General features: G+C 53.1%; 1 rRNA gene. It reads right to left on the bottom strand.

The window, feature by feature from the left end:
• A 23S ribosomal RNA gene (locus OQJ75_RS22480) occupies positions 1 to 401 on the bottom strand; the annotation flags it as partial.

Raw genomic sequence — 401 nt, 5'->3', positions numbered from 1 at the left:
GCATGGCATCAATGACTTCACTACCGTAGTAGCTCGACATCGTATCTCAGCGTTAGTAGTGGTCCGGATTTACCTAAACCACCCGCCTACGTACTTGAACCTGGACAACCGTCGCCAGGCCCACCTAGCCTTCTCCGTCCCCCCATCGCAATTGTAAGAAGTACGGGAATATTAACCCGTTTCCCATCGACTACGCCTTTCGGCCTCGCCTTAGGAGTCGACTTACCCTGCCCCGATTAACGTTGGACAGGAACCCTTGGTCTTCCGGCGAGGGAGTTTTTCACTCCCTTTATCGTTACTCATGTCAGCATTCGCACTTCTGATACCTCCAGCAGCCCTTACAGACCACCTTCAACGGCTTACAGAACGCTCCCCTACCCCACATACCCTAAGGTACGTAG

Source organism: Vibrio sp. 14G-20 (assembly GCF_026241515.1).
Lineage (GTDB): Bacteria > Pseudomonadota > Gammaproteobacteria > Enterobacterales > Vibrionaceae > Vibrio.
This window is presented reverse-complemented; position numbering and strand designations above follow the sequence as displayed.